This window comes from Vibrio sp. C8 (genome assembly GCF_054051265.1).
In genome coordinates, this window is sequence record NZ_JBPAOE010000044.1 from 20,036 (window position 1) to 42,398 (window position 22,363).

A 22,363-nucleotide genomic window follows, 5' to 3' on the forward strand; every position below is an offset into this window, starting at 1 on the left:
ATGATGCGAAGTGTAGATATTGCAATTGTCGGTGGCGGAATGGTTGGCCTAGCTTTAGCTGCGGCCTTTAAGCATACCGATTTAAGAATTGCAGTGATTGAAGGAAATCTTCCTCATGAAGGATTGGGTGAACAACCTGATACCCGAGTGTCTGCTTTAAGCCGTTCAAGTGAAGTAATTTTAAGAAATTTAGGTGCGTGGCAAGGTATTACCATGCGACGAGCTTCTCCATATCAAGCAATGGAGGTGTGGGAGCAAGACAGTTTTGCTCGCATAGAGTTTGATGCGAACAGCCTCACTCAACCAGATTTAGGTCATATCGTCGAAAACCGTGTCATTCAACTGGCATTACTTGACCAAGTGAAGCTGCAAGACAACGTTTCTCTATTTATGCCTGCAAGTTGTGAAAAAATGGCGATCGGTGAAAGCGAAGCGTGGCTTACCTTGAATAATGGTCAGACACTTACGGCCAAGCTAGTCGTTGGCGCTGATGGCGCAAACTCTTGGGTTCGCAAGCAACAAGACATTCCATTAACTCATTGGGACTACGGACACAGCGCTGTCGTGGCAAATGTTCACACTCATAATCCGCATCAGCAAGTAGCTCGTCAGGTATTCACGCCGTTAGGTCCACTGGCTTTTCTGCCTCTTGGCGATCCGAATATGAGTTCTATTGTTTGGTCGACCGATCCAAACCGAGCTGAACAGTTGGTCGCTATGGGCGATAGTGAGTTTAATAAAACGCTGACCGCAGAGTTTGATTCGAGACTCGGGCTGTGTAAAGTTGTCAGTGAACGAAGTGCTTTTCCTTTGAAGATGCGTTATGCGCGAGATTTCGTTGCAGAAAGAGTGGCTTTAGTTGGTGATGCGGCGCACACCATTCATCCGCTTGCAGGCCAAGGAGTGAATTTAGGTTTCCTCGATGCAGCCAGTTTAGCGCAAGAGGTCATTGAGCTTTGGAATCGCGGTGAAGATATTGGTAGCAAGCGCAATTTACGCAGTTATGAGCGCTGGCGTAAGGCTGAAGCAGCAAAAATGATTGCAGCCATGCAAGGATTTAAGGACTTATTTGAAGGTAACAATCCAGCCAAGAAATTGATCCGTGGTATTGGCATGCGTTTAGCGGGGCAACTGCCGGGCGCTAAAGATGAAATCATGAAGCGAGCACTTGGATTAAAAGGCAACCTGCCTGACTTAGCCAAGGTGAATAACGCACAACCGATGATTTAAAACTCTCTGTAAGAGAGATGCATCAGAAACGTTAAAGGGTTGGCAATTGCCAACCCTTCTTTAAATTTGATCAGAAACTCATTCGACTTAAGCGTACGCACAGCGCAATTTTTTGATTTCTAGATTCACTTCTTTCACGGTCTGAAAATGTCGATGCTCAGCGCGTTCTGGCAAAATCAACTTACCGTTATCAAATTCGAATGTTCCAATTCCGTAGATATAAATTCTTCCCTTAAAAAGACGACTAACATGTTTAGCTATCATTCCAGGCATGTAGCGCTTAAACAGTCTCATACTTCGATCCTTACGTTGTTCAGCACCTTAAGTATATTAAAACCAGCATAAAGTAAGTGTGACTCCAATGGTGCTTTATGCAGTTTTTGCTGACGTATTTATATTAATGTGTGGTTCTATGCAAAATTTTGGATAAATATCCTTATTTGTGTGACCAGGACCTCAAATGAAAATTATCAATTGAACCCAAGGTTTTCTGGCGTGCTTATTGAGCCAGATGAATGTGACACTAAAAAGAATAATCCAATTTACATTCCCTTGTTCAATACAAATGCGAAATGCGTGCCAGCTTTAGGTAAAAAAGTGCCCGCAAAGATGTGCGGGCAAAAGTCACAGATGCATTACACAAAAAGTGGATGTCCTGAAACAATCAGTGGATTCACTTTTTTGTTGGTGAAGGACCAATCTCTTCGTTTATAAAGAGCCAGAATCACACATTCTGAATTAGCTTTAACCAACGGTTGGAGATTACTTTAAAATTTTATAAATGACTATTTATTGATCTTAAATGAGTAAAAATTCAGTTGGTGTTTTTTGTTTGTGTGATATTGATCGCTATAAATTGTAATGCATTGCATCAATTTAGTTCATTCTTCGCGCTGAATGTGTGCAAATGTGGGGCGGCAAAGCTGAATCAGGTCTTGGGTTTGAAGCGCTATACCCGCCATTGAAGAGCCGCTGCTAATGGTGACCATAGATTGTTCGAGAATTTGATGGTCAAAAATAATGGGCATTGATGTTTTAAGCAAAAGAGGCGTCACCGTTCCAAGTTGGTATCCGGTGATGGATTCGACATCTTTCATATTTACGCACGTCATGCGTCGCCATTGCAGAAAAGCTCTCACTTTTTTCGGATCAACACTCTTGTCTCCTGGAGTACAAGCTAGAGCAAGTTGACCGCCCATATCTCTAAGCAGGATGCACTTAACCATTTGATTTGGCGTGATACCACGCTGATTTGCTGCATCTTCAATGGTGGTTGCGGGTGTTTGATGATGCAGCAAGCGGAAAGCCACTTGCTGCTGCTCAAGGAATTGAGTGAGTTTTGTCTTGAGAACTTTATTCGTCATCATCTAGTGAATAAGGCAGTGCTTCTATAGTCCAGCGAGTTTCCGGTTGTGAAGACAATCTGAATTCTGTGTCTTCATCTAAATTGTTTGGCAGTACGACTAAACCAATCGCTGTGTTATTAGCAAAAGTGTAATGAATCATAAGTTGGCCTGCTGAACGCCAATTTTCACCGACAGAACGTTCCAACTGAACGACGTCATCACTGTTCAATGGCGATTCTATGTTGCCTTTGACGATATACATTGCACGCTTGTTAATACCACGATACTTGGCACGAGCCACAGTTTCTTGGCCTGTATAGCAACCTTTGTTAAAGCTGATGCCATGTAGCGCTTGAAGATTGAGCGCTTGAGGGATGTGTTCATTTTGCTCAGCTTGTGTGACCACTGGGTAAGCTTGCTCTATTTCAAATCGTGTCCAGAGCGCTTCATTAACTTTAGCTGTTTCAATACAATTGATGATCTTTTCTGCTTGTTCACTATCCACCAATAGTAGCCATCGTTGCGAATCAATTTTTACAGCACTTCCGCCTTCGATAGAGCGAACATCGCCACGAGTTTCGCTATGAGAATCAATCCAAGCTTGGGCTTGTGTACCCATTAAACCCAGAGCGATTTCGCCGCTGTGAGTTATCTCTGCTTTAGAGAAAATTGCATATTTCTTGAGTTCGCGCAGTTCTACATCGATAGCTGAAAGCGGCTGAAACATCGCATAACCACCGTTATGGTGAAAAATGCGAAAGACAGACCAGACTTTTCCTTTTGCGTCGCAATGTGCGCCAAAAGTCATTTGCTCAGCTTCCAGAGAAACCACGTTACAGGTAACTTGTCCTTGCAAGTAAGATTTAGCATCTGTACCTACAATTTGAATAGCGCCCCAAGATGCTAGATGTGTGAGCATAAGCTCAGGCAAAGCGTCATCAGCATTAACAGATAGGGGAGAGAAATTGTTTTTCCAGTCCATGATACTCACCATAGTGAACGATATTGATCTATGGTAATCCGGATAAGTTTTTTTGTCAGCTTGATTGGGACTGTGATTGAGACCCTAGTTGATTTTTCTGTCTATTGGTAGACTTAGCAAAATTACCGTTTGTTAGCCCTAATAACTATAAAGTGAGAAAGGTAGATGTATAACGCTGAAGAAAAAGCTCGAATTAAATGGGCATGTCGTCGTGGTATGTTGGAACTGGACGTCGTTATTATGCCATTTTTTGAAGAGTGCTTTGATGCCTTAACTGAATCTGAGCAGAAGGATTTTGTCTCTTTGCTGGAATGTGATGACCCAGATTTGTTTACTTGGATTATGGGACATGGCCGTTCTGAAAACTTAGGGCATGCAGCAATCGTTGATCAAATTGTCGCACATAACCTCAGCAAAGTCCGTTAAGCTAGAACTCTGCTACTCCTATACTGCCCAAGTATTCGCTGCCATTTTTTTCATGGTGTTGATATGGGCAGTCATTGTTTCTCCCATTCCTCTTACCGCCTCTGCGTGGTTGTTATCTCTTTTCATATCTCGCCCGTTAAGTATTTTTCTGCCGGACTCTTTATACGGTTCTGTTGAGATTGGTTTTGATGGTTATTTAAAAATGAACGATCAAAAGCAGTCTTTCTTATCAGTCAGCGATTTGTATTCTTTCGCTTTCTTATCTTTTCACGCCAGAGGAAAACATTGGTTGCTGTGGAGAGACAGTTGCGAAGACGCAACTTATCGTCAGTTATTAGTGAGATTGAAAAGAAAACAGGAGCCTTAGCTCCTGTTTACAATTTTAGACTTGGTACTTTTGCTTAAAGAATGGTTACTCTTTTGGCGAAAGAATTGTCGGGCCACTGTTTTCCAACTGGTCTGGGTAATCCAAGGTGTAGTGCAAGCCGCGGCTTTCTTTACGTTGCATTGCACAGCGAACCATCAGTTCAGCTACTTGCAGCAGGTTACGCAGTTCAAGCAAATTGTTGGAAACGCGGAAATTGCTGTAGTACTCCTGCGTTTCTTGTTGTAACAACTGAATGCGGCGTAGTGCTCGCTCTAAACGTTTATCTGTGCGCACAATACCCATGTAATCCCACATAAACAGTCGAAGTTCGTGCCAGTTATGTTGGATCACGACTTCCTCGTCAGAGCTGGTTACTTGGCTCTCATCCCAAACAGGAACAGATGGTGGCATGTCGATATCTTTAATGTTATTAACGATATCTTTTGCTGCAGACCAAGCATACACCACGCATTCCAGCAGTGAGTTTGAAGCCATGCGGTTTGCACCATGCAGACCGGTATAGCTAACTTCACCAATTGCATAGAGGTTTTTGAGGTCAGTTTGACCTTGTTGGTTCACTATGACACCACCACAGGTATAGTGTGCAGCAGGGACAATTGGAATCGGTTCTTTGGTGATATCAATACCCAAATCGATCAGACGACGATAGATAGTCGGGAAGTGTTTCTCAATAAAATCCGCAGGTTTATGGCTGATGTCGAGATACATACAGTCTGCACCTAAGCGTTTCATTTCAAAGTCGATAGCTCGAGCTACCACATCACGTGGTGCCAGCTCTGCACGCTTATCGAAATCCAACATAAAGCGAGAACCATCAGGACGACGAAGATAAGCCCCTTCGCCACGAAGCGCTTCTGTCAGTAGGAAGTTACGAGCTTCAGGATGGTACAAACAGGTTGGGTGGAACTGGTTAAATTCCAAGTTCGCCACGCGGCAGCCTGCACGCCAAGCGATAGCAATACCATCTCCGGAAGAAACATCAGGGTTTGATGTATATTGATAAACTTTCGAAGAGCCACCAGTTGCAAGAACGACGTACTTGGCACGAACAGCTTCAACGTGTTCTTCATTGCGGTTCCAAACATAAGCACCAATCACTTTGTTTTTATCGCCACCGACTTTATCTTCGGTAATCAGATCTAACGCGTTGTAGCGTTCAAAAATAGAGATGTTTGGATGTTGGTGTGCATTGTCCTGCAATGAAGTTTGCATTGCCATACCGGTTGCATCGGCAGCATGAAGGATTCGACGATGGCTATGGCCGCCTTCACGGGTTAAGTGATAACGAGGGTTATCATCGTCATCATCACTGTCTTCTTCTTTATCGAATGGTACACCACCGTCTATCAGCCACTGCACACACTCTTTTGCATGTTCAGCGATAAAGCGAACGGTTTTTTCTTCACAGATACCATCGCCAGCGATGAGCGTATCCTGAACATGAGAATCAATACTGTCAGATTCATCAAATACAGCGGCAATGCCACCTTGAGCGTAGAAAGTTGCACCTTCACTACGAGGTCCTTTACTCAGTACGATGACTTTGCAATGTTTTGCGATACGCAAAGCTAACGACAAGCCTGCTGCACCGCTCCCTATCACTAATACATCACATTGATGCTCTCGGTTTTCGTTCATAAAACTTTTAAATTCCCGAACTATAGTAGAATCGTCCTACTCTATATTGAAATGTTTCACTTGCTGATTTGATGAGCCTGATTGAAAAAGAGCGTCATACCAATGACTAAACTATAAAATGAATCAAGCAATTAGGAAACCGAGCTACGTGAGTCCCGTATTTATAATGTGTTTAAAAAATAATAGTTTTTAAAAGCTATTGTTTTTATAGATTTGTATCCGCAAAATCGCTTAGGGGTTACAAACCTCGATTACATCACATTGTGCATTATGTTTGGCAATTAAATTAACACATAATTGAACTTTATCTTTTTTACTGAGTCACAATAGTGCTCATGTAAACAGTGGTGTCAATACTACATTCTGGATAATTAAAGCCCATATCTGAGAAGGTAAGGGAGATAACAATAGGAGTAACCGCTCGAATGAACGAGCAGCTAACCGATCAAGTATTGATTGAGCGAGTTCAGAATGGAGATAAGCAAGCATTTAATCTTTTAGTTTTGAAATATCAAAATAAAGTCTGCAATCTTATTTCTAGGTACGTGAGCAATTCAGGAGATGTTGCTGATGTAGCACAAGAGGCTTTTATTAAAGCTTATCGCGCTATACCAACTTTCAGAGGTGAAAGTGCGTTCTACACTTGGCTATATCGTATTGCTGTCAATACCGCGAAGAATCACATCGTAGCGCAAGGGCGCAGGCCTCCAGCCACCGATGTTGATGCTGAAGAAGCTGAATTTTACGAAACAAACAATGCGTTAAAAGAAATATCGAACCCTGAGAACATTACGCTGTCGAAAGAACTGAAGAAGGCAGTGTTTAGTGCGATAGACGCATTGCCTGAGGATTTAAAAACGGCAATGACTTTACGCGAGCTGGAAGGCTTAAGTTATGAAGACATTGCTGAAATTATGGATTGCCCTGTTGGTACGGTACGTTCTCGTATATTCCGTGCTCGTGAGGCGGTAGAAAAGAGAATCAAATCTCTTTTGTAGCGTTGGAACCAGTAAGACCCCAGTAATTGGAAAATAATGGTGAAAATAATGGCGGACAAACAACAACTTTCAGCTCTCATGGATGGAGAGATGGTCGACAAGTTGCTAATTCAAGAATTAGCCAACGATCGTGAAAGTATCGAAACGTGGAAGAATTACCACCTGATTGGTGATGTAATGCGTGGCGATACACCCGAAAGACCTGAATGGAATATCGCTGAAAGTGTGGCACTAGCGTTGGAAAATGAACCAGCTCATACCCCATACAATACCAATGTTACCGATTTAGATAGCATGCGAGTGGCAGAGGAACAGCCTGTTCCGCATAAAGCGCGCCGACAACTACCAAAATGGTTATCGCCATTTGGTCAAGTGGCTGTTGCTGCTTGTGTTTCTTTGATTGCTATCATCGGTGTTCAACAATATGGAGCAAGTGGTTCTTCAGCTGTAGATCAACCTTTTCCCGTGCTGCAAACAGTTCCTTTATCTGGCAGTGTAGAACCTGTGAGTCTAACTCGTGAATCAGTAAGACCAAGTGTAGAATCAAGTGCTCAGGAGCAGCGTCGTCGTGTAAACGCTATGCTTCAGGATTATGAACTGCAACTGAGATTAAACAGTGAAGGCTTGAGTCAGCACCAAGACCCAATCAAACCGGTAATTGAATGAAAAAAATTCTGATCAGTGTGTTGGCGCTGTTCAGTTTGAGCTCTACTACAGCCTTTGCAGAGGACGAATCTGCAGAGGCTTTGTTGCATCAAATGAACGAGGCTAGTCAACATCTCAATTATGAACTCTCTTATATCCTGATTAAGAAAAACAGTATTGAACCTTTGCTGTATCGCCATGCTCGACACGAACAGAAGGAATACGCTCATCTAGTTTATTTGAGTGGGCCTATACGTGAAGTTTTTCAGCGTGACAATGAAGTGAGCTACATTGAACCTGGAGTAGAACCTTTCACCATCGAATCTGGCAACATGGTTGCACCAACTATCCCGATGCTCAATAGCAATGTTACTGAGCTTAGCCAGTTTTACGACTTCGTTAAAATGGGACGAGCGCGTGAAGCTGGAACTCCTTGTCAAGTTGTGCGTATTGTTCCTAAAGACGGTTTAAGATATTCCTACATGCTTTGGGTCGACGAGAAAACACACTTGCCATTGCGGGCAGATCTTGTTGATCGTTACGGTGAAGTATTAGAGCAGTATCGTTCGATCTCATACTCAGTCAGTGACAAACTGGCAGAGTTGATGGCAGGTTTTGATGATGTTCAACTGCCGGAAGTGTTATCCTTACCTAAAAGTAAGGTAAACGAGACATTCTGGTCAGTAGGGTGGAAGCCAGATGGCTTCCAATCTGTAAATCTCAATCGCTACCGAATGATCAATACTGAACGAGTGGTCGAGAATCAAATGTTCTCAGACGGTTTATTCAGCTTCTCTGTCTATGTATCTTCCAGTGATGAACACTCTCTGCAAGGACAGTTGGTAAGACAGGGGCGTCGTACTTTACAAACGTTTATTAAGGGTGATCGTGAGGTTTCCGTCGTAGGTGATATTCCACCAGAAACGGCTAAACGTATTGCCCAATCGGTTGTATTTGATAATACCAAGGCTACACCACAATGATGACAGCACTTGCCACAGTGATGACTGTACATACAAAAGAACAAGGTTTTCATGTTGAGCTAAGTTGCGAACAGAAAACCAGTTGCAGCAGCTGCTCGTCGGCGAAAAGCTGTGGTACAGGCATTGTGTCTAAAGCCATTGGTGGTAAGTCATTACGCTGGCATTTAGATACGGATAAGAGCGTATCTCAAGGTCAAGTGGTTGAAATTGGTTTTCCAGAAAAAAGTCTGTTGCAGTCCGCTGCGTTGGTTTATTTAGTTCCTCTTTTAATGATGATCCTTGGAGCCTGGCTTGCTGACAGTTGGCTTGCCCCTATGTTCGGTATGGGAGAGGGGATCATTATTTTAACTTCACTTGTCTTTATCGGTTTGGGTATACGCCTTGCTAAAACTTGGTCTGGCTCGCTGGAAAAGCGTACAGAGCAAGAAGTGGTTCTGCTAAGAGTGCTTGGAGAGCCAATTGCCTAAATTATGATGCGATCCCAAAGGAAATTGGGTAGAATCGCCCAACTTGAATGAAAGGGCACTACAAATCGCCTTTCATATGTCCTAATTTGCAAAGAGTTTAGTCATCCCAAACCTATGAAGCACATTCGTAACTTTTCGATTATCGCCCACATTGACCATGGTAAATCGACTTTGTCTGACCGTTTAATCCAAGTATGTGGTGGATTAAGTGATCGTGAAATGGCAGAGCAAGTTCTTGATTCAATGGATCTAGAGCGTGAGCGTGGTATCACCATCAAAGCACAGAGTGTGACACTCGATTACAAAGCAAATGATGGCGAAACCTACCAACTTAACTTCATCGACACACCTGGACACGTTGACTTCTCCTACGAAGTATCTCGCTCTCTAGCTGCGTGTGAAGGTGCATTACTTGTTGTTGATGCTGGCCAAGGTGTAGAAGCACAAACCCTAGCTAACTGCTATACGGCTATCGAAATGGATCTGGAAGTTGTGCCAATCTTAAACAAGATTGACCTGCCAGCAGCAGAACCTGAACGTGTAGCTGAAGAAATTGAAGATATTGTCGGTATCGATGCAATCGAAGCGGTACGCTGTTCAGCGAAAACCGGTCTTGGTGTTGACCTTGTTCTTGAAGAAATCGTTGCAAAAATTCCAGCGCCAGAAGGTGATCCGGATGCACCACTGCAAGCGCTGATTATTGACTCATGGTTTGATAACTACTTAGGTGTTGTTTCTTTGGTTCGTATTAAACACGGTAGCCTGAAGAAGAATGACAAGATCAAAGTAATGAGTACCGGTCAGGTTTGGAACGTTGACCGTCTAGGTATTTTTACGCCTAAGCAGATCGATACGACCGAACTAAACACTGGTGAAGTGGGCTGGGTTGTTTGTGGTATTAAAGACATCCTAGGCGCGCCTGTTGGTGATACGCTGACTTGGGCAAAAAACGGCAGTGAGAAACCGCTACCGGGCTTTAAGAAAGTGAAGCCTCAGGTTTATGCGGGTCTTTTCCCTGTATCATCTGATGACTATGAAAACTTCCGTGATGCGTTAGGTAAACTAAGCCTGAATGATGCGTCTCTGTTCTATGAGCCAGAAACATCTGCAGCACTAGGTTTTGGTTTCCGTTGTGGCTTCTTAGGTATGCTACACATGGAGATCATTCAGGAGCGTCTAGAGCGCGAATATGATCTCGACTTGATCACCACCGCACCGACGGTAGTGTATGAAGTGGAAATGACCAACAAACAAGTCATGTACGTTGATAGCCCAGCGAAGCTGCCAGCGATCAACGACATTGAAGAGATTCGTGAGCCAATCGCACGTTGTAATATCCTGGTACCGTCTGAATACCTAGGTAACGTTATTACCTTATGTATTGAAAAGCGCGGTATGCAAGTGGATATGGTTTACCACGGTAACCAAGTTGCACTGACTTACGATATTCCAATGGCAGAAGTGGTACTGGACTTCTTTGACCGATTGAAATCAACGTCTCGTGGTTATGCGTCACTAGATTACGGTTTCCAACGTTTCGAAGCGTCGAAAATGGTTCGTGTAGACGTACTATTGAACGGTGACAAAGTGGATGCATTAGCAATCATTACTCACCATGACAATGCTCAGACTCGTGGTCGCCAGTTGGTTGAGAAGATGAAAGAATTCATTCCTCGCCAAATGTTTGATATTGCCATTCAGGCAGCTATCGGTAACCACATCATCGCGCGTTCAACAGTGAAACAGCTACGTAAGAACGTAATCGCTAAGTGTTACGGCGGTGACGTGAGTCGTAAGAAGAAACTATTGAAGAAACAGAAAGAAGGTAAGAAACGTATGAAGCAAATCGGTAACGTTGAGCTTCCACAAGAAGCGTTCCTTGCAATTCTTCACGTAGGTAAAGACTAATCGTTTTGTCTTATCTGCAAGGTTTTAAGTATTAACTCGCAAGTGAAAGAGTCTCGGCTCTTTCACTTTCGTATTTTTTAGATAAGGGAAGTCAATGGCTAATACATTCTCACTCATCTTAGTTCTTGTAACTTTGGTTACCGGAATTGTGTGGGCGTTGGAAAAATGGGTTTGGGCGAAGAAGCGCCATGAAAATGTGGCACGTCAGTTAAAAGCCGAACCCGATAGTATTGATAGCAGTTTGACAACCAAAGTCGCGCCACAACCGTGGTGGATTGAGAATTCCGTTTCAATTTTCCCAGTGATCGCATTCGTGTTAGTTCTGCGTTCGTTTGTATTTGAACCGTTCCAAATTCCATCTGGCTCTATGATGCCGACATTGCTGGTGGGCGATTTCATTCTTGTTGAAAAATATGCATACGGATTGAAAGATCCGGTGTGGCGTACGCAGTTAGTAGAAACGGGCAAGCCTGAGCGCGGTGACATTGTGGTGTTCAAGTTCCCGCAAAACCCAAGCATTGACTATATTAAGCGTGTGGTTGGTATGCCGGGTGATATTGTGCGTTATAGCCGCGATAAACAGATCTGTGTGCAAAGTGCTGGTGAAGCAACCTGTAAACCTATCAAGCTATCAAACGTGCAGGAAAGTGAGTTCACACAGAACAGCATTCCAATGATGCAACTTGATGAGCAACTGGGTGAAGTAAAACACAATATTTTGATCAACCCTCTACGTCTTGATGATGTACGTCGCTATGAACCACGTAGTGGTGTAAACGAGTGGGTTGTTCCACAAGGGCACTATTTTGTGATGGGTGATAACCGTGACAATAGTGCTGACAGCCGTTTTTGGGGCTTTGTTCCAGAAGCCAATTTAGTAGGTAGAGCTGTTGCTATCTGGGTGAGCTTTGAGTTTGACCGAGATGCTAACAGTATCATCCCTGCTTGGATTCCAACTGGTGTGCGCTTAAGCCGCATCGGTGGCATTAACTAGGGCTGATTAGATCAGCCCCGCAACACATCGAGAGAGTATGACTTCTCCAGTAAGTAGATTAGAAAAAAAGCTCAGTTATCAATTTAACGATCCTGAGCTTCTTGAATTGGCACTGACTCACCGCAGTGCCAATGGTAAACATAATGAACGTCTTGAATTTCTGGGCGATTCAATTTTAAGTTTTGTCATTGCTGACGACTTGTATCATCGCTTTCCTAAAATCAACGAGGGCGATATGAGTCGTATGCGTGCTACGTTAGTTCGTGGTCACACATTGGCGGAACTAGGTCGTGAATTCGAGCTAGGAGATTACTTAAAATTAGGTCCAGGCGAGTTGAAAAGCGGTGGTTTCCGCCGTGATTCGATCCTAGCTGATGCTGTGGAAGCGATTATAGGTGCTATTTATTTAGATAGTGGTACTGAAGCGGTTCGCGGCATTATTTTAAGCTGGTATCAAACTCGCCTTGACGCGATCAAACCTGGAGTGTCGCAGAAAGATCCCAAAACTCGCCTGCAAGAATTTTTGCAAGGCAGAAGAAAACCTTTACCTGTTTACACAGTGACTAATATTAAAGGTGAAGCACACAATCAGGAATTCACTGTATCGTGTGATGTAGCAGGTATTGGAATGCCTGTGATTGGTAAAGGTACCAGCCGCCGCAAGGCAGAACAAGCGGCTGCTGAGACTGCACTAGAGCAATTAAGCAATGGCTGATAAAGAATTTGATATTGATGCATTTTTTGCATCAGAAGGTGACGACGCCAAAGTTGAAGCGTCAATACCAGAGAACCAGCACTGTGGTTTTGTTGCTATCGTAGGTCGCCCGAACGTGGGCAAATCTACGTTACTGAACAATATCCTCGGTCAGAAGATTTCGATTACTTCGCGCAAGCCGCAAACCACTCGTCACCGCATTATGGGTGTCGACACACAAGGTGATTATCAGGCAATTTATGTTGATACACCGGGGTTACATATTGAAGAGAAGCGTGCGATTAACCGTTTGATGAACCGTGCGGCAAACAGCTCTCTGAGTGATGTTAACTTAGTTTTGTTCCTCGTTGACGGTACGCATTGGACTGAAGACGATGAAATGGTTCTGACTAAACTTCAGAAAGCGAATTTCCCTGTGATTCTTTGTGTTAACAAAGTAGATAACGTGAAAGACCGCAATGAAGTCATGCTGCACATGCAAGCAATGTCAGAGCGAATGAAGTTTGTCGATGTGGTACCCATTTCGGCGAAACTGGGTAAAAACGTTGACGTACTGCGCAAGCATGTTCGCGACCATTTACCAAAAGCTGTTCACCATTTCCCTGAAGAGTATGTGACAGACCGTTCGCAACGCTTTATGGCTTCGGAAATCATCCGTGAAAAGCTGATGCGTTTTACCGGTGAAGAGTTGCCGTATTCGGTAACGGTTGAAATTGAACGTTTCGACTACAACCCCGATACCGATGGCTTCCATATTAACGCCTTGATTCTGGTTGAACGTATTGGTCAGAAGAAAATGGTGATTGGTAAGAACGGCGAAAAGATCAAAACTATTGGTCGCGAAGCTCGTTTGGACATGGAAGAACTGTTTGGCCGCAAAGTTTACCTAGAAACTTGGGTCAAAGTGAAATCAGGTTGGGCTGATGATGAACGAGCACTTCGCTCATTAGGCTATATCGACGACCTATAATCCTGTAATCTGGCTCCATGTATTGGGGCCAGATTACTATTTCCCCTTTGGTATATTTCCGCTTACGGATTTCCAAACTATGTCTGACGGTTTACAGCGCTGCTTTGTATTACACCGCCGCCCATACAGCGAGACGAGCTTAATTCTGGATGTATTCAGTGAAGAATATGGCCGTTTAAGCATCATGGCAAAAGGGGCGAGAAGTAAGCGATCTACAACCAAAGGCGCATTGCAGGCATTCACGCCACTACTATTGAAATGGTCGGGTAATGGCTCAATGAAAACCTTACGCCAGGCCGAGGCCATCAGCCTTGGATTACCTTTAACAGGCATATGTCTGTATTCAGCCATGTATGTGAATGAACTGATTGGCCGAGTTTTGATGCCTGAAGTCCCTTCTCCCGGATTATTTCATGACTATCTTACCGCGCTGACCGAGCTAGCGCAGAGTGATAACCCTGAACCGGCATTGCGCCGTTTTGAGCTGGCTTTGCTGTCAGCCATGGGCTATGGCGTTGATTTCATGCATTGTGCAGGAACCGGAGAACCGGTTGACCCCAATATGACTTATCGATATCGAGAGCAGAAAGGGTTTATTGCATCGGTGAGGCGCGATAATCTAACATTCCTCGGTAACGAATTAATCGCGATCAGTGAGCGGCGCTTTAGCACGAAAGAGCAACTTCAGGCGGCAAAACGCTTTACACGTATCGCTTTAAAGCCGTATCTTGGCGGCAAACCATTAAAAAGCAGAGAGTTGTTTAGACAAGCAACTCCCCTAAAATTAAATTCAAGAGGAACTCTCTCTTGAGCATGGAGTGTAGGAAAATGAGCTCAATTTACTTAGGCGTTAATATTGACCATGTCGCGACAGTGCGTAATGCACGTGGTACTCAATACCCAGATCCAGTTCATGCAGCGGAAATCGCTGAGCGTGCGGGTGCTGACGGTATTACCATTCACCTTCGCGAAGACCGTCGTCACATCAAAGACCGTGACGTACGTATTCTGAAAGAAACCATCCAGACTCGCATGAATCTGGAAATGGCGGTAACAGACGAGATGGTTGAAATTGCTTTAGAAACAGCGCCTGAGTTTGTTTGTCTTGTTCCTGAAAAACGTGAAGAGCTAACCACTGAAGGCGGCTTGGATGTAATTGGTCAGTTTGAGAAAGTAAAAGCGGCAACGCAAAAACTGACAGAAGCTGGCATCAAAGTATCTCTATTTATTGATGCAGACCGTGAGCAAATCGATGCAGCTAAGAAATGTGGTGCACCGTTTATTGAGTTGCACACAGGTCATTACGCAGATGCAAAAACAGAAGCGGATCAACAAGACGAACTGAAGAAGATTGCAGCGGCAGCAAGCTATGCGGCAGATCAAGGCATTACAGTAAACGCAGGTCATGGATTGACTTACCACAACGTTGCAGCGATTGCAGAAATTCCAGAAATTTACGAGTTGAACATAGGTCACTCAATTATTGGTCGTGCACTGTTTGATGGGCTGCCAAAAGCAGTGGCAGACATGAAAGCAATCATGCTGGACGCACGTCGTTAATTTGTATGATTGTTGGATTGGGAACTGACATCGCAGAAATTGAGCGTATAGAAAAAGCGCTCAATCGAAGTGGCGATGCTTTTGCGCAGCGAATTCTGACTGAGAATGAGATCGAAGTATTTACTCACCTAAAGCAGAAAGGGCGCTATTTAGCTAAACGTTTTGCGGCTAAAGAGGCGGCATCAAAAGCTCTAGGAACGGGTATCGCTCATGGTGTGAGTTTTCAAGATTTTGAAATCAGCAATGATGAGAATGGTAAACCGGTTCTTACGTTATCTGGGAAAGCTCAGCAAATTGCCCAAGCCTCTTCGGTTCGTTCAGTTCACCTTACTATTTCAGATGAACGGCACTATGCAGTAGCAACTGTGATTCTTGAGTCTTAATCTGGATGGGAATTTCAAACTCAATAAAAAAGAGGTGCTTAAAGCACCTCTTTTTCTATATGCAAAGTCGTTAGCCGCACATCAGTAATCGATATTACCTAAACCAAATATGGGGCGGCACTAGCGACGACTTTCTCAATCTCATCCTGAAGTTCAAACAGTTCGGGCTCGACATCTTGCACTTGCGCTCCTGAACGCAGGGTGTGCTCTAAGGTCTCACATATTTTCTTCAGGCGAGGTACGCCGCTGTATGAGCAGCTACCGTGGAGCTTGTGAATATGATGTAGCAAATCTGTCGCAGGATATTCATCATCGTTGAGAGCTATCTCAATCACTTGATTGATCTCTTTGAAAGAGGCAAGCAACATCTTCAGCATATCTTTAGCCAAATCTTCTTTGTTTGCCGCCTGCCTTAATGCTAGCGACCAGTCGATAGCAACTGTCGCATTGACTGGTGTTGGTTTTTCAACTTGAATCCCTTCCAGTTCGATAGGTTCTTGAGGTTCTAGCGTGATGGTTTCATCCGATTCTGGTTTCGGACTCCAGTGCAGTAACACCTGCTGTAAGATATGCTCTTCAATTGGTTTAGTGAGGTAATCATCCATACCGGCCTTCAGTAATCTCTCACGCTCCCCAACCATCGCATGTGCAGTCACGGCTATAATTGGTGTATTGGTGTTGAGCTTAAGTTTTTTGATTTCGTGGCAAGCTGTGACACCATCCATCTTCGGCATTTGAATATCCATTAGGATGATGTCGAAGTGGCACTCTTTTGCTCGTTCAATGGCATCTTCGCCACTATTGCATGAGACCACCGTTTCCACACGTTCTTGCAGCAGTGCGGTGATCAGTTTTAGGTTGGCGGGGTTATCGTCAACCGCCATAACTGTGAGTGGCAATTTTTCAATATGAGGTATGAGCTCAACGGCTTTTTCAGTTCGAGTTGGCTGATTGGCGATCAGTGTCTGTAGTAGCTTTTTACGAGACAGTGGCTTGGTAATGCATTGCACGGGATATTTCTGCATTAACAGATCCGCCAAAGCCAATTCGGTACTCGGTGTTCCGATAACCACGTTTGCTGCAATAGACAGCGCTTTCTCCACCGATTGCTCAACTAGTGATTGATCCGTTTCCTTACTTGGCGCAAGGTTAAGCAGAACATAATCGTAATGCTCGGATTCTGTGGGAATTGCTGAGCGATAAACCACATTTAATCCTGCTTGAACTAAGGTGTGCTGAACAATAGAAGCAGCTTGCATGTTAGGCTCTACAAGCAGTATCTGTTTATTGCGCAGAGCTTGCGGATCAAGCCAGTCGTGCATTGGTAAATCTGTGGTCATCAGACGTAAGTTAAACCAGAAGGTAGAGCCTTGGTGAAGACGACTGGTTAAACTGATTTCTCCGCCCATCTGGCTGACCAGCTTCTGAGTAATAACCAAACCTAACCCCGTACCGCCATAACGACGAGAAATACTGGCATCGGCTTGACTGAAAGCTTGGAAAAGCTGAGCTTGTTGACGCTCTGAAATACCAATGCCGGTATCACGAACCATGAATTGCAGTTCAACGAAATCATCGCGCTGAGAACGCAATTCAACACTAATATCAATGTTGCCACGTTCGGTGAACTTGATGGAGTTGCCGACCAAGTTAGTGAGTACTTGCTGAATACGCAGCGGATCGCCCACCAAGCCTGCTGGAATTTTAGGGTCCACTTTGAGTGTTATTTCAAGGCCTTTCTCGTGTGCACTTGCCGCCTGTAAGTTGACTACTTCTTCCAACGAGTCTTGGAATTCAAACGGGATATTTTCCAGTGCTAGTTTGCCCGCTTCCAGTTTCGAGAAGTCGAGAATATCATTGATGATAGTCAGCAGGTTATTGGCTGATTTCTCGATGGTTTGCAGATAATCCGCTTGGCTGTTGGTTAGCTGAGTTTTCAGCATTTGACGTGTAAAGCCGATAACACCGTTCAGTGGAGTACGCAGCTCGTGTGACATGTTAGCCAGGAATTCAGACTTCACGCGCGCGGCTTCTTGCGCGCGTTTTTTTGCAATATCCAACTCAACGTTTTGAATTTCTAACTGTTCCAGAGTTTCACGTAAGTCAGAAGTTGCTTGGTCTATACTGTGTTGCATCTCAACGTGGTATTCCGACAATGAGACAGCCATGGCGTTGATACCTTTTTTCAGGTCATCTAACTCACCGTGCATTCGTCCTTCAATTCGCACATCCAAATGCCCGCGACGGATACGGTCAACCACGTTTTTCATATGAATAATTGGACGGGTAACATCGTGCATTAAGCGGAATGCAAACACGCCAGACAACACCAGACCAAGAATCAACACCAAACAGGCTGAGAAAATTTCCTGATATTGTTGTAAACGCAGTGATGACAGGTCTAGCTCAATAGCGATATAGCCTAAAACCGGAGCAGATGATGTTTTTGCCGCGCTGTCACTGAATAGAGTTTCTGCCAGAATTGGAGTGCGCAGAATGAGTGTATTTTCATCGAGCTGAGAACTACTGAGTACCGGGATAGGTTTATCTTTCGGATACATCAAAGATTCGAAGTTCGGGTGGAAGTTCGAAGTTACAAATAGTTCGTGGTTGGCATCAAACACCGCAATACTGCGCACTATGGTCGAATTTTTACGATGTGCGTAGCTGATGATGCGTCTTACCGATTCACGGCTTTGGTTTTTTAACGATTCTTCACTGGCAATTGCCAACGGTTCGATAATACTTGCACCCGAGTTGAGTACTTGTGTCTCTAAATCGTGATATCGGTTGAATGAGAATAACGCACTCAAAAGTAGCCCTATAATCAAGGTTGGAGCCAAAGTGAGTGTAATTACACGTGCGCGTAAGCCGTATCTGGTCATTATTGTCTAAACATCATGGTGTGGATATGGGAAAATAGCCAACTTTGCAGTTAGCCAACTACTCAAATTATGGTTAGCTTAATTCAATAACCTTAGCTTCGACAATGCTCCCCAAGCAGAATAGTGACGCTGGGGCAAAAACTAATACATTAGGCACAGAACATGGCACGTTTCTTCCAACCGAAAAAGCGCAGCGCTTTAGATACTAAACATCAAGCAGTGAGCGTTCAGAAGCTCGATCATTTAGGCGCAGGTATTGCCTATTTGGATAAGAAACCCGTCTTTATCGATGGCGCATTAGCGGATGAAGAAGTACTGATTCAGCTGACGGAAAGTAAAAGTAAGTTTGCACGCGCAAAGCTGATTAAAGTGCTTAAGCCAAGTCAGCAGCGCACTGTACCTTTCTGTCCTCATTATGCTCAGTGCGGTGGTTGTGATTTGCAGCATCTGTCGCGTGACGCTCAGATTGAACATAAGCAGAAAACCCTGAGTCAGTTGATGACTAAATTCGCAGGCCAAGAACTTGCGCTTTCCGCTCCGGTTTCTGGTGTCGATAAAGGCTACCGTCGCCGTGCTCGTATCAGCATGATGTGGGATAAGAAAAGCCAGCAACTTCAGTTCGGTTTTCGCCGTAAGCAGAGTAAAGAGATTGTCACCGTGACGGATTGTGCTGTGCTCGAACCCAGCTTAAATGCGTTGTTACCGGAACTGAAAACTCTGCTCAGTGGCTTTAAAAAGCCTGACCAGCTTGGCCACGTTGAACTGGTGAAAGGCGACAATACGTCGGTATTGGTGCTGCGTCATTTATCACCTTTAGCGGATAAAGACCTTTCTGCGCTAAAAGAATTCGCGCAGCAGCATCAGTTAACCCTCTATGTTATGCCGAATGCTAATCAATTGGATAAAGTGCTGGGTGAACAGGCTTACTATCAAGAAGTGGGCGTCACTATCCCGTTTCTGCCAAGCAACTTTATTCAGGTAAACCAGCAGGTTAACCAAGAAATGGTTGAGCAGGCGCTTGAGTGGTTGGACGTTAATAAAGACGATCGTGTGTTAGATTTGTTCTGTGGTTTAGGTAACTTCAGCCTACCGTTAGCAAAGTTAGCCGATAAAGTTGTCGGTATTGAAGGTGTGGATGAAATGGTAGAGATTGCGAAAAGCAATGCTCTGCACAACAAGATTGCGAATGTTGAATTTTATCAGGCAAATCTTGAACAAGAGTTCGCAGGGGAAATCTGGGCACAACAGCAGTTTAACAAGGTTCTGCTTGATCCTGCACGTGCAGGCGCTGTAGGTATTGTTGACCAACTTGCCAGTTTAGGTGCTGAGCGAGTTGTGTATGTTTCGTGTAATCCTGCTACGCTTGCTCGTGATAGCCAAAGCTTACTTGAGCAGGGATATCAGCTGAAAAAACTCGGTATGTTGGATATGTTCCCGCATACCAGCCATTTAGAATCAATGGCTTTATTTGTAAAAATATAGCTATTTGTAAAAAGTAAAAAAAGCAAAAGTGTAAAACTTGGTTAGGTAACGGACTTCTGTTGTCTAACCAGAGTAGAATAGCTCGCAAATTATAAGAATTAGGATAAAAAGATGGTCGCGGTACGTAGCGCACACTTAAACCCAGACGAACAGTTTGAGCTAGAAAAGTGGATTTCTAGTTTACGGCAAGACCCAAAAACAGCGGCAAAGCTTACAGATGTGTATCACCAATGTGAGCACTTCTTGGTAGGCAACGCCAAAGGCCCGTTGTTGTTATGGCGCGGTCGAGAAATGATCGAAATTTTGATCACTTTATCGATGGATCGTCCAACGCTGGTGGCAGCGTTGTTGTTCCCAATTGCGACCAGTGGCTTAGTGGATCGCGAAGAAGTTGAAGAACACTACGGTAAAGAAATCATTAAATTAATCGCTGGTGTCGAAGAGATGGCCGCGATTGGTCAGTTAAATATCACCATGCAGGGTAGTGAAGCGTCAGCACAAGTCGATAACGTACGTCGCATGCTGCTGGCAATGGTGGATGACTTCCGTTGCGTGGTCATCAAGCTTGCAGAGCGAATCTGTAACCTTCGTGAGGTGAAAGATCAACCGGATGAGGTTCGTCGTTCAGCGGCAAAAGAGTGTGCCAACATCTATGCACCACTGGCGAACCGATTAGGTATCGGTCAGCTTAAGTGGGAAATCGAAGATTACGCATTCCGTTACCAACAACCAGACACTTATAAGCAGATTGCTAAACAGCTTTCTGAGCGTCGTATCGTTCGCGAACAGTACATCCGTGACTTCGTTGATAACTTGAGCGCGGAAATGAAAGCATCGAACATCAATGCTGAAGTCAGCGGTCGTCCGAAGCACATTTACAGTATCTGGCGCAAAATGCAGAAGAAAAATCTGGCATTTGATGAACTGTTTGATGTGCGAGCAGTGCGCATCATCGCGGATAAGTTGCAAGACTGTTATGCCGCGTTAGGTGTTGTTCATACCCAGTTTAAGCACCTGCCGAGTGAGTTCGACGACTATGTTGCGAACCCGAAGCCTAACGGTTATCAGTCGATTCATACTGTGATTCTTGGTCCTGAAGGTAAAACCATTGAGATTCAGATCCGAACTAAGCAGATGCATGAAGAATCTGAACTTGGGGTCGCTGCGCACTGGAAATATAAAGAAGGTGCGAGCAGTGGTCGCAGTGGTTACGACGAGAAAATTACCTGGCTGCGTAAACTGATTGATTGGCAAGAAGAGATGTCTGACTCTGGTGAGATGTTGGATGAGCTTCGTAGCCAAGTGTTTGACGACCGTGTGTATGCCTTTACGCCGCGTGGGGATGTAGTCGACCTACCAATGGGGGCAACGCCACTGGATTTTGCATACCACATTCACTCTGAAGTTGGACATCGCTGTATCGGTGCCAAAGTTGGTGGGCGTATTGTGCCATTCACCCATAAACTTCATATGGGTGACCAAGTTGAAATTATTACAGCGAAAGAACCGAATCCGTCTCGAGATTGGCTAAATCCAGCAACGGGCTTTGTTCACTCCGGGCGTGCTCGCGCGAAGATCAATGCTTGGTTCCGCAAACAGAGCCGTGAGAAGAATCTCGAAGCAGGGCGTGAAATTCTAGAAACAGAGTTAGCGAAAATCGGTGCGACGCTGAAAGATGCAGAGCAATATGCTCTGAAACGCTTTAACGTTAACAGTGCTGATGAACTCTATGTTGGTGTTGGTAGTGGCGACTTACGTATTAACCAAATCGTCAACCACATCAATGCGCTAGTGAATAAGCCGACCGCGGAAGAAGAAGACAAACTCGTTCTTGAAAAACTCAAGGGAGACGAGTCGAAATCGTCAGCTCCTCATCGTCCGCAAAAAGATGCGGTAGTGGTTGAAGGAGTCGATAACCTGATGACGCACCTTGCGCGTTGTTGTCAGCCGATTCCGGGTGATGAAATCAAAGGTTATATCACTCAAGGTCGGGGGATTTCGGTACACAGAAGCGATTGTGAACAGTTAGAAGAACTGAGTCACCACGCACCTGAACGTATCATTGATACCGTTTGGGGCGCTGGATTTATGGGTTCTTATATCCTGACCTTACGAGTGGAAGCGATGGAGCGTGTAGGCTTGCTGAAAGACATCACTAGTCTGCTGGCAAACGAGAAGGTAAAAGTGCTTACGATGAAGAGTCGTAGTGACTACAAACGCCAAATTGTGACCATGGATTTCGAACTAGAGGTTAACAACATCGAAATTCTGGCTCGCGTGTCTAAGCGAGTAGAACAAGTTAAAGACGTCATGCTTGTTAAACGTCTTGGTTAATTCTATATATCAGATTGAAATTGAAGGTA

The 22,363-nt window shown here is 44.4% G+C and carries 20 protein-coding genes; 15 read left to right on the top strand and 5 right to left on the bottom strand.

The features are described 5' to 3' along the window. Positions 1-1,230, top strand: coding sequence for an FAD-dependent 2-octaprenylphenol hydroxylase (locus tag ACRQQK_RS15650; protein ID WP_457512888.1), 1,230 nt, complete (start codon positions 1-3; stop codon positions 1,228-1,230). Positions 1,231-1,317: 87 nt separating this feature from the next. Here ACRQQK_RS15650 and ACRQQK_RS15655 read toward each other — a convergent pair whose 3' ends face one another. The 3 genes from ACRQQK_RS15655 to ygfZ all read right to left on the bottom strand — a co-directional run bounded on the left by ACRQQK_RS15655 (position 1,318) and on the right by ygfZ (position 3,558). Further along, positions 1,318-1,524, bottom strand: coding sequence for a DUF1107 domain-containing protein (locus ACRQQK_RS15655; RefSeq protein ID WP_042484665.1), 207 nt, complete (start codon positions 1,522-1,524; stop codon positions 1,318-1,320). 587 nt (positions 1,525-2,111) lie between these two features. Next, a complete protein-coding gene (locus ACRQQK_RS15660) occupies positions 2,112-2,594 on the bottom strand; it encodes an aminoacyl-tRNA deacylase (RefSeq protein WP_457512890.1) in 483 nt (160 codons plus the stop codon). Beyond that, complete coding sequence (ygfZ, locus tag ACRQQK_RS15665; RefSeq protein ID WP_457512892.1) at positions 2,584-3,558, bottom strand: tRNA-modifying protein YgfZ; 975 nt, start codon at positions 3,556-3,558, stop codon at positions 2,584-2,586. The genes ACRQQK_RS15660 and ygfZ overlap by 11 nt, the downstream gene beginning before the upstream one ends. Before the next feature lie 165 nt (positions 3,559-3,723). Here ygfZ and ACRQQK_RS15670 point away from each other — a divergent pair, with 165 nt between their 5' ends. Then, positions 3,724-3,984 carry an FAD assembly factor SdhE gene (locus ACRQQK_RS15670; RefSeq protein ID WP_457512894.1) on the top strand — a complete coding sequence of 87 codons (261 nt, stop codon included), beginning with the start codon at positions 3,724-3,726 and terminating at the stop codon, positions 3,982-3,984. A 412-nt stretch (positions 3,985-4,396) separates the two neighbouring features. Here the strand turns inward: ACRQQK_RS15670 and nadB are convergent, their stop codons facing one another. Then, positions 4,397-6,010, bottom strand: coding sequence for an L-aspartate oxidase (gene nadB / locus ACRQQK_RS15675; RefSeq protein ID WP_457512895.1), 1,614 nt, complete (start codon positions 6,008-6,010; stop codon positions 4,397-4,399). A 425-nt stretch (positions 6,011-6,435) separates the two neighbouring features. On the opposite strand from nadB, the gene rpoE reads away from it, so the two are divergent. From rpoE to acpS, 11 genes are all read left to right on the top strand, one after another. After that, positions 6,436-7,008 carry an RNA polymerase sigma factor RpoE gene (gene rpoE, locus ACRQQK_RS15680; protein ID WP_042484645.1) on the top strand — a complete coding sequence of 191 codons (573 nt, stop codon included), beginning with the start codon at positions 6,436-6,438 and terminating at the stop codon, positions 7,006-7,008. Positions 7,009-7,056: 48 nt separating this feature from the next. Beyond that, the gene (locus tag ACRQQK_RS15685) at positions 7,057-7,674 is read left to right on the top strand and encodes an RseA family anti-sigma factor (RefSeq protein WP_457512897.1); all 618 of its coding nucleotides are present in this window, start codon (positions 7,057-7,059) and stop codon (positions 7,672-7,674) included. After that, a complete protein-coding gene (rseB, locus tag ACRQQK_RS15690) occupies positions 7,671-8,636 on the top strand; it encodes a sigma-E factor regulatory protein RseB (RefSeq protein WP_457512899.1) in 966 nt (321 codons plus the stop codon). Before ACRQQK_RS15685 ends, rseB begins: the two co-directional genes overlap by 4 nt. After that, positions 8,633-9,103, top strand: a complete 471-nt coding sequence (locus ACRQQK_RS15695; RefSeq protein WP_457512901.1) for a SoxR reducing system RseC family protein — start codon at positions 8,633-8,635, stop codon at positions 9,101-9,103. Before rseB ends, ACRQQK_RS15695 begins: the two co-directional genes overlap by 4 nt. 114 nt (positions 9,104-9,217) lie before the next feature. Then, on the top strand, positions 9,218-11,011 hold the full coding sequence (gene lepA / locus ACRQQK_RS15700) for a translation elongation factor 4 (protein WP_457512903.1): 1,794 nt from the start codon (positions 9,218-9,220) through the stop codon (positions 11,009-11,011). A 94-nt stretch (positions 11,012-11,105) separates the two neighbouring features. Next, positions 11,106-12,005 (top strand): signal peptidase I, encoded by a 900-nt coding sequence (gene lepB / locus ACRQQK_RS15705; RefSeq protein ID WP_457512905.1) that lies wholly within the window; start codon positions 11,106-11,108, stop codon positions 12,003-12,005. A gap of 37 nt (positions 12,006-12,042) precedes the next feature. Continuing rightward, positions 12,043-12,720, top strand: a complete 678-nt coding sequence (gene rnc, locus ACRQQK_RS15710) for a ribonuclease III (RefSeq protein WP_457512907.1) — start codon at positions 12,043-12,045, stop codon at positions 12,718-12,720. Continuing rightward, positions 12,713-13,690: a GTPase Era gene (era, locus tag ACRQQK_RS15715; RefSeq protein WP_457512910.1), complete on the top strand. Its 978-nt coding sequence runs from the start codon at positions 12,713-12,715 to the stop codon at positions 13,688-13,690. Before rnc ends, era begins: the two co-directional genes overlap by 8 nt. A gap of 79 nt (positions 13,691-13,769) precedes the next feature. Then, positions 13,770-14,501, top strand: a complete 732-nt coding sequence (gene recO / locus ACRQQK_RS15720) for a DNA repair protein RecO (protein WP_042484621.1) — start codon at positions 13,770-13,772, stop codon at positions 14,499-14,501. A gap of 17 nt (positions 14,502-14,518) precedes the next feature. Next, positions 14,519-15,250 carry a pyridoxine 5'-phosphate synthase gene (gene pdxJ, locus ACRQQK_RS15725; protein ID WP_457512912.1) on the top strand — a complete coding sequence of 244 codons (732 nt, stop codon included), beginning with the start codon at positions 14,519-14,521 and terminating at the stop codon, positions 15,248-15,250. A 5-nt stretch (positions 15,251-15,255) separates the two neighbouring features. Then, positions 15,256-15,633, top strand: a complete 378-nt coding sequence (gene acpS / locus ACRQQK_RS15730; protein WP_457512914.1) for a holo-ACP synthase — start codon at positions 15,256-15,258, stop codon at positions 15,631-15,633. 98 nt (positions 15,634-15,731) lie between these two features. Here the strand turns inward: acpS and barA are convergent, their stop codons facing one another. Next, a complete protein-coding gene (gene barA, locus ACRQQK_RS15735) occupies positions 15,732-18,518 on the bottom strand; it encodes a two-component sensor histidine kinase BarA (RefSeq protein ID WP_457512916.1) in 2,787 nt (928 codons plus the stop codon). A gap of 162 nt (positions 18,519-18,680) precedes the next feature. Here barA and rlmD point away from each other — a divergent pair, with 162 nt between their 5' ends. Together rlmD and relA are read left to right on the top strand one after the other, a co-directional pair. Beyond that, on the top strand, positions 18,681-20,000 hold the full coding sequence (gene rlmD, locus ACRQQK_RS15740; protein WP_457512918.1) for a 23S rRNA (uracil(1939)-C(5))-methyltransferase RlmD: 1,320 nt from the start codon (positions 18,681-18,683) through the stop codon (positions 19,998-20,000). Positions 20,001-20,111: 111 nt separating this feature from the next. Continuing rightward, positions 20,112-22,334, top strand: a complete 2,223-nt coding sequence (gene relA, locus ACRQQK_RS15745; RefSeq protein ID WP_457512920.1) for a GTP diphosphokinase — start codon at positions 20,112-20,114, stop codon at positions 22,332-22,334. Positions 22,335-22,363 lie beyond the last annotated feature (29 nt).